Annotated in this window: 7 protein-coding genes; 5 read left to right on the top strand and 2 right to left on the bottom strand. The window is 58.9% G+C overall.

Going from position 1 to position 5,835, the window contains the following annotated elements:
- The first annotated feature begins 419 nt into the window (after positions 1 to 419).
- Together ACOI1H_RS23055 and ACOI1H_RS23050 are read left to right on the top strand one after the other, a co-directional pair.
- Entirely contained in the window at positions 420 to 971 is a 552-nt protein-coding gene (locus tag ACOI1H_RS23055; protein WP_422440485.1) for a helix-turn-helix domain-containing protein, read from the top strand.
- A 48-nt stretch (positions 972 to 1,019) separates the two neighbouring features.
- Complete coding sequence (locus ACOI1H_RS23050) at positions 1,020 to 1,415, top strand: hypothetical protein (protein ID WP_422440484.1); 396 nt, start codon at positions 1,020 to 1,022, stop codon at positions 1,413 to 1,415.
- A gap of 115 nt (positions 1,416 to 1,530) precedes the next feature.
- On the opposite strand, the gene ACOI1H_RS23045 is transcribed toward ACOI1H_RS23050, so the two are convergent.
- On the bottom strand, positions 1,531 to 2,955 hold the full coding sequence (locus ACOI1H_RS23045) for a TrkH family potassium uptake protein (RefSeq protein WP_422440482.1): 1,425 nt from the start codon (positions 2,953 to 2,955) through the stop codon (positions 1,531 to 1,533).
- A 254-nt stretch (positions 2,956 to 3,209) separates the two neighbouring features.
- Here ACOI1H_RS23045 and ACOI1H_RS23040 point away from each other — a divergent pair, with 254 nt between their 5' ends.
- The 3 genes from ACOI1H_RS23040 to ACOI1H_RS23030 all read left to right on the top strand — a co-directional run bounded on the left by ACOI1H_RS23040 (position 3,210) and on the right by ACOI1H_RS23030 (position 4,867).
- Entirely contained in the window at positions 3,210 to 3,983 is a 774-nt protein-coding gene (locus ACOI1H_RS23040; protein WP_422440480.1) for an ion channel, read from the top strand.
- Between the two features lie 250 nt (positions 3,984 to 4,233).
- The gene (locus tag ACOI1H_RS23035; RefSeq protein ID WP_422440479.1) at positions 4,234 to 4,473 is read left to right on the top strand and encodes a DUF4160 domain-containing protein; all 240 of its coding nucleotides are present in this window, start codon (positions 4,234 to 4,236) and stop codon (positions 4,471 to 4,473) included.
- The gene (locus tag ACOI1H_RS23030; RefSeq protein ID WP_422440478.1) at positions 4,466 to 4,867 is read left to right on the top strand and encodes a DUF2442 domain-containing protein; all 402 of its coding nucleotides are present in this window, start codon (positions 4,466 to 4,468) and stop codon (positions 4,865 to 4,867) included. Before ACOI1H_RS23035 ends, ACOI1H_RS23030 begins: the two co-directional genes overlap by 8 nt.
- A 49-nt stretch (positions 4,868 to 4,916) precedes the next feature.
- Here ACOI1H_RS23030 and ACOI1H_RS23025 read toward each other — a convergent pair.
- Positions 4,917 to 5,835: MobA/MobL family protein (locus ACOI1H_RS23025; RefSeq protein ID WP_422440477.1), on the bottom strand; the 919-nt coding region annotated here is incomplete at its 5' end.

The following is a 5,835-nucleotide window of genomic DNA, read 5'->3' as shown; positions in this document are numbered from 1 at the left end:
CAGCAAATCCAGCGTTTGCAACAACCGTTCTCGCTGGATTTTGGTAAAACCTTCCCCGCCCTGCCTGACCCACCCCATCCAGTCAGCGCCGTGCTTGTTGATGTGAAGAACCTCACCAGCAACGATGCAAAGTTTGGACCGAAGTATGGGCAGGCTCCTCCGTCGCCTGCGTCAGTCAAAAACTCCACCCCCGCCCGATCGTTCGCCAGCTTACTGGCGAGCGCTCACGCTCGAACTGGCGTGGATTTTTTGCCCTCCTATAGATCATTAGAAAGAGCGAATTTTGGAGCCAATGATTTCAATGGGTTATGGGGGGGGGGTGCGCACTGGAGTTCCAGTTTCTGTCACTGTAGTTCGCAAAAATTGTTGACGTCACAGTCCCACCCTGCGCACTGTAGTTCGTGTTTTAGGAACTGGACATGAACGAAATATCAGAAAGAAAAAATCGTGGCCAATGGGTCCAGACCGAGCGTGCGGCACATGAGGCATGGGCGCTTTTAACTCGGAAGAGCGCCCTTGCTGCTCAGATAATGCACCTGCTTGTCGCCCGGGTAGGGGATCACAACGCCGTTGTGATTTCCCAAGGCACTTTAGCCAATCTGACTGGTGCGTCGCGTCGAGGTGTTCAAAAAGCCCTCAAAGTTCTGACTGATAATCGTTGGATCGAACTTCGCCAAATTGGAGACCGTGGCACGATCAACGCCCACGTCATCAATGACAGAGTAGCATGGTCGGGCAAACGTGACGGTATCCGTTACAGCCTCTTCAGCGCGATTGTAGTTCTTTCCGAAGATGAGCAACCAGATCGCGACCAGCTCGGCCAACAGGAGCCACTACGCCGCGTCCCTCGTCTGCTTCAAGGTGAGCAACAGCTTCCGACGGGACCTGGCCTGCCGCCGCCGTCCGAACCAACCCTTCCGGGCATGGAACCTGACTTACCCGCCGCAAAGATCGGTGACGATGGTGCGTAACACTAAGGAACGTTCCGAAACGTTCCGTTTGGAATGCGACGGAACGCGATGAGCTACAGCCTGAACGACGCTGCAAAAGCAACAGGAAAGAGCAAAACGACAATACACCGTGCCCTGAAATCTGGAAAGGTTTCAGCGTCTAAGACAGATAGCGGCGCTTACGCTATCGAACCGGCGGAACTGCACAGAGTGTTCCCCCCCGTTCCGATGGAACGGAACACGGAACGTTCCGAGTGGAACGATGTGGAACACCAAAGAGATGACCAAGGAACGCTTCGCATCCAACTAGAATTCTTAGAGAAAGAGCGCGAGCGCGAACGGCAACAATTACAGGAGACAATTACCGACCTACGCGAGGATCGGGACCGCTGGCGTCAGCAAGCTACGGCTCTTTTGGAGGACAAGCGGCCACGCGGGTTCTGGCAGAAGCTCTTCGGCAAATAAGCCGTCTTTACCTTGTTCTCACAGAAGTTCTTCGCGAGCGTTCAACAAACGGTGGTTTCTGGGGCAGTGATGCAAGCGCAGCGAAGGTCCGGTTCGAGCCCTATTTTACCGACATTCAGCGTGCAGAAATATCGCTCCAGAACAGCGGCATCAGCAGCACGAGGACGGTCAGCAGTTCAAGGCGTCCCAGAAACATACCCAGAACGAGGGTCAGTTTCACTGGATCACTGAGCGACGAGAAGTTGCCGGCGGGGCCGATTATCGACCCGACGCCTGGGCCGACATTGGCAAGCGCCGTCAAGGCACCGCTGGCCGCCGTCTCCACGTCCAGGCCAAGCAGCGTCAGCATGATCGACAGGATGGCGAATGTCGTGAGATAGACCATGAAGAACGTGATGAGGCCGCCGATCACGTCAGCTTCGACGCGGTGGCCTTCGTATCGCACAGTCACGACGCGATGGGGCGAGAAAAGCGCTTGGATCTGCGCCTTGATCGACCGGCCAAGCAGCAGCCAACGCATCGCCTTGGCACCACCCGCCGTCGATCCGGTGCAGCCCCCGACGGCGGTCAGCACGAAGAACACGGTGACGGCGAACGGCCCCCAAGCCGTGTAGTCCGTCGTAGCGTAGCCCGTCGTGGTTACAACGGAAATGACGTTGAATGCGACCAGCCGCAGCGCGGTCAGCGGTGGCATGCCGGTGCGTGCGACCAGCCAGATCGTCAGCAGGACGATGACGAGCGTCAGGGTCTTGACCATCGCTGCGACCTGCTCGCTGCGGAAGGAACCACCGCGAAGCACCCGGATGTACCAGGCGAACGGCAGGGCACCCAGCAGCATGAACAGCGTGCCGGCCCATTGCAGAAACGGGCTTTGAAAGAAGCCGAACGAGGCATCATGGCCGGAAAAGCCGCCCGTCGAAAGTGTGGTCATCGCATGGGTGATCGCATCGAAACCGGTCATGCCGCCCGCCAGATAGACAAAGGCGCAGATGACGATGAGGCCAGCATAGATCTGCAGGGTCGCGGAGGCAAAGAGCGCCGCGCTCGGCAATTCCTTCTCGCCCTTGTCGGAGCTTTCGGTCCGGAAAAGCTGCATGCCGCCCACCTTCAGCAGCGGCAGGATCGCGATGCCTGTGACAATGAACCCGACACCGCCAACGGCCTGCAGCATCGCCCGCCACATGATGATACCGTGCGGTATGGCATCCAGCCCCGCCATGACGGTCGCGCCGGTCGTGGTGATGCCCGACATCGCTTCGAACAGGGCATCGGTCGGTGTCAGTGACCACACCATCAGCGGCACGGCACCCGCGACGGCGGCCATGAACCACACGGTCGAGGTCAGTAGAAACGTTTGGGCCCGCCGAAGATGGTAGTCGGAGGATGAGGAGACCAGACAAAGCAGCACCCCCGGCACGCCCACGACGGCCATCGCGAAAAAGAAGGCATGCGCGGTCGCCGGAAACAGAAGGGCGTTCAGCCCCATCAGCACCGCAAAGAAGATTAGGATCATCCCGTTGACGAAGACGATAAAGCTCATGGTCGTGTTTTTTGCCTCGTCGCTTTATCGATAGCTAAGCCGATACCCATGGCTCACGAAACTTGCAAAGGTATCAAGAAAACTTTCCGGCGACCGTCATCACTAGTTATTTCGATTGAAAGCCCTCGCTCGACCTTGATTCGACATCACTCTCCCCTTTTTCTTTCTGGTGGAAATCACTAACGGGCCGCTTGTCACGATCCTTGGATGCAGCACATTAAAGCCGGGAAACGCAAGAACTTGATCGGATCAGCATGGCGCATGCGTGGATGAGCAAATTAAGAGAACTTTACGAAGGGGATAGCGATACCGCGCATAGGTTTCGCTATGGTCTTTTATATTTCGATATCGGGACCATCATGTATGTCGTGGCGACATCCTTCACAGCCCATGGTGGAATCGTTCCAGCCATCGATGTTGTCATCGGATTTTTCATCCTCGTCGATTTCTGTGCACGGCTCGCGATCAGCGAACAGAAAATGCGGTTTTTGGTAAATCCGATTTCGCTGGCAGACATCCTCGCCATCGCATCGTTTCTGATCGCCATCGCAGGGGGCAGCGCTGGATTCCTCCGTGTCCTGCGCACCCTACGACTGCTTCATACTTACCAGCTGATTGATCGCCTCAGAGCGGACGTGCCGTTCTTCCGCCAAAAAGAAGAGCTGCTGATCGCATCCGTCAACTTAGCGGTTTTCCTTTTTGTCATGACGGGACTCATCTATGCGACGCAACACCGGACAAATCCTGATATCAGCAATTACGTCGACGCTCTCTATTTCACCGTGACCACGCTGACAACTACAGGATACGGAGATGTTCTTCTCGAGGGCACGACCGGTCGCATGATCTCGGTTGGCGTCATGATCATCGGGGTCACGCTTTTCTTGCGTCTGGCTCAGGTAATTTTCAGGCCCTCGAAAGTGCGTCAACCTTGCCTCATATGTGGTCTCACGCTGCATGATCCGGACGCAGTGCATTGCAAGCATTGCGGCACGACGATCAACATAGCTACCGACGGTGCCTATTGATTTGTTCCCCCAGCTTCGAAACGCGGTAATAATGGCGTCTGAAATGAAGGCAGCTTTGTCCGCACTGCCGATCTTAGGATCGCGTCAAAAACCCTCGTTTTTGGAACATCCACATCTTGCCTCATCTTCCGCTGCCACAAACCCCGTTCAAAACATGAGCAGTTGTTGAAGGTTTTTGGTTGTCCGAGAACACCAAGCGTTCTCCGCTGCCCTCACTTGCAAAACCCAACCCGATGGGTTATTTTCAACTATGGTCACGATCTACCGGGCGCATGGGCTGCGCATCATCATCTTTACCGACGACCATGAACCAGCCCATGTGCATGTGTTCGGCGATGGTCATGCCAAGATCAACCTGATTGGGCCTGGCGGCGCGCCAGCCCTGGTTTGGGCTGAAAACATGAAGGCCAACGATCTGCGGCGCGCCATGCAGTTGGTCCGCGACCAGCAGGACCAGTTTCTTGCCAGGTGGAGGGAATTCCATGGCTGATTTGACAGACGCCGAAATCGACACCGCTCTGGAACGGGGCAGGATTGCACACCTTGTCGAGCCGCGCGCGACAGCTGCGCGCTATGACCGCAAGAGCGCGCGCATCATCGTAGAGATGAACAACGGCTGCACCTTCGCCTTTCCGCCCCACCTCGCACAGGGGCTGGAAACCGCCACGCATGATGAACTTGCGACAGTGGAAATCCTCGGCGCGGGGTATGGGCTGCACTGGGAAGCCCTCGATGCAGACTTCAGAGTGAGTGGCTTGCTGGCCGGTGTGTTTGGCACGAAAGCCTACATGGCTCGCCGCGCTGGACAGGCCACATCACCCGCCAAGGCTGCCGCCGCCCGTGCCAACGGTGCCAAGGGCGGGCGACCTAAGAAGCAAGCGTAACGAACAGCGAATTTGCCACCGCACCCAGTAATGGCAATGCACGGACACCCTATCGACTCCACCCGATCCCGCTGTCGCGCTCGGCTATACTTGCCGCCTCGCGCTCGATCTCCAACTCGCGCACCCTGACCTTCTCGGCCTCCAACGCCAGATGCCGTTCCTCCGCCTCGCGCCCTTCGCGCAAGGTAGCGGCACGGTCAGCGAGGGCGTCCGGATCAATCCCCCGCGCCGCCTCGCGCAACCGGTCTGCTAGGCTCTGCGATGCGTCCTGTTCCGGCGCTTCACGGCCCCGCTCTGGCACGGCCACGTCGCGCACCTCTTGGCGGCTCTGTCGCGCTTCCCACGCCTCGCGCAGACGGGCGGCAAGGTCAGGGGCCTGAACCCGGTCATTGCTGCCCCCATCAAGCGCCAGCTCCGGCTGGAACCGGTCCAGCACCCGTTCCGCCGTCCGGTCCAGCCATTCGCGGACGTGACCGGCCAGCTCCTGCGCCACACGCGCCACCTCGGCGGCACGGTCCTTGACCTCGTGCCAGACCCGGACGGCCGCAACCTCCTGCCCGCGCTCCTTGAGCTGCCATGCCCCCAGCGAGAGCTGGGGCAGGGGCGGGCGGTCCAGTGCGACGGCCCGCACGGTCTCTCGCAGCTCCACGGCCTCGTCGCCGCGCTCATGCGCGTCACGAGCAAGCTCACGCGCCTCGTCGCGCTGCGCAACGAGGGTGCGGTGATCGACGCGCTCCTCGATGCCGGCGCGCTCAAGGGCCACGTTGGCATCGCGCGACCATGCCGCCCGCCACTCCTCCAGAACCTCGACGGCGTTCCAGTCGCGGTTCTTGGTGGTGAAGCCATCCGCATCCATCTCGCGGGTGGTGAGCAGGATGTGGGCGTGATGGTTGCGCTCGTCGCCGGTGCGTCCTGGGGCGTGCAGGGCGATGTCGGCCACCATGCCGCGGTCGACGAACTGCGACTGG

The organism is Loktanella sp. DJP18 (genome assembly GCF_049310965.1).
Taxonomy (GTDB): Bacteria; Pseudomonadota; Alphaproteobacteria; order Rhodobacterales; family Rhodobacteraceae; genus Loktanella.
This window is presented reverse-complemented; position numbering and strand designations above follow the sequence as displayed.

Excerpts from the sequence above, each read along its gene's own strand:
- ACOI1H_RS23045 (WP_422440482.1), bottom strand. The coding sequence starts at position 2,955 with ATGAGCTTTATCGTCTTCGTCAACGGGATGATCCTAATCTTCTTTGCG.
- ACOI1H_RS23030 (WP_422440478.1), top strand. The coding sequence starts at position 4,466 with ATGGCTGATTTGACAGACGCCGAAATCGACACCGCTCTGGAACGGGGC.
- ACOI1H_RS23050 (WP_422440484.1), top strand. The coding sequence starts at position 1,020 with ATGAGCTACAGCCTGAACGACGCTGCAAAAGCAACAGGAAAGAGCAAA.
- ACOI1H_RS23055 (WP_422440485.1), top strand. The coding sequence starts at position 420 with ATGAACGAAATATCAGAAAGAAAAAATCGTGGCCAATGGGTCCAGACC.
- ACOI1H_RS23040 (WP_422440480.1), top strand. The coding sequence starts at position 3,210 with ATGGCGCATGCGTGGATGAGCAAATTAAGAGAACTTTACGAAGGGGAT.
- ACOI1H_RS23035 (WP_422440479.1), top strand. The coding sequence starts at position 4,234 with ATGGTCACGATCTACCGGGCGCATGGGCTGCGCATCATCATCTTTACC.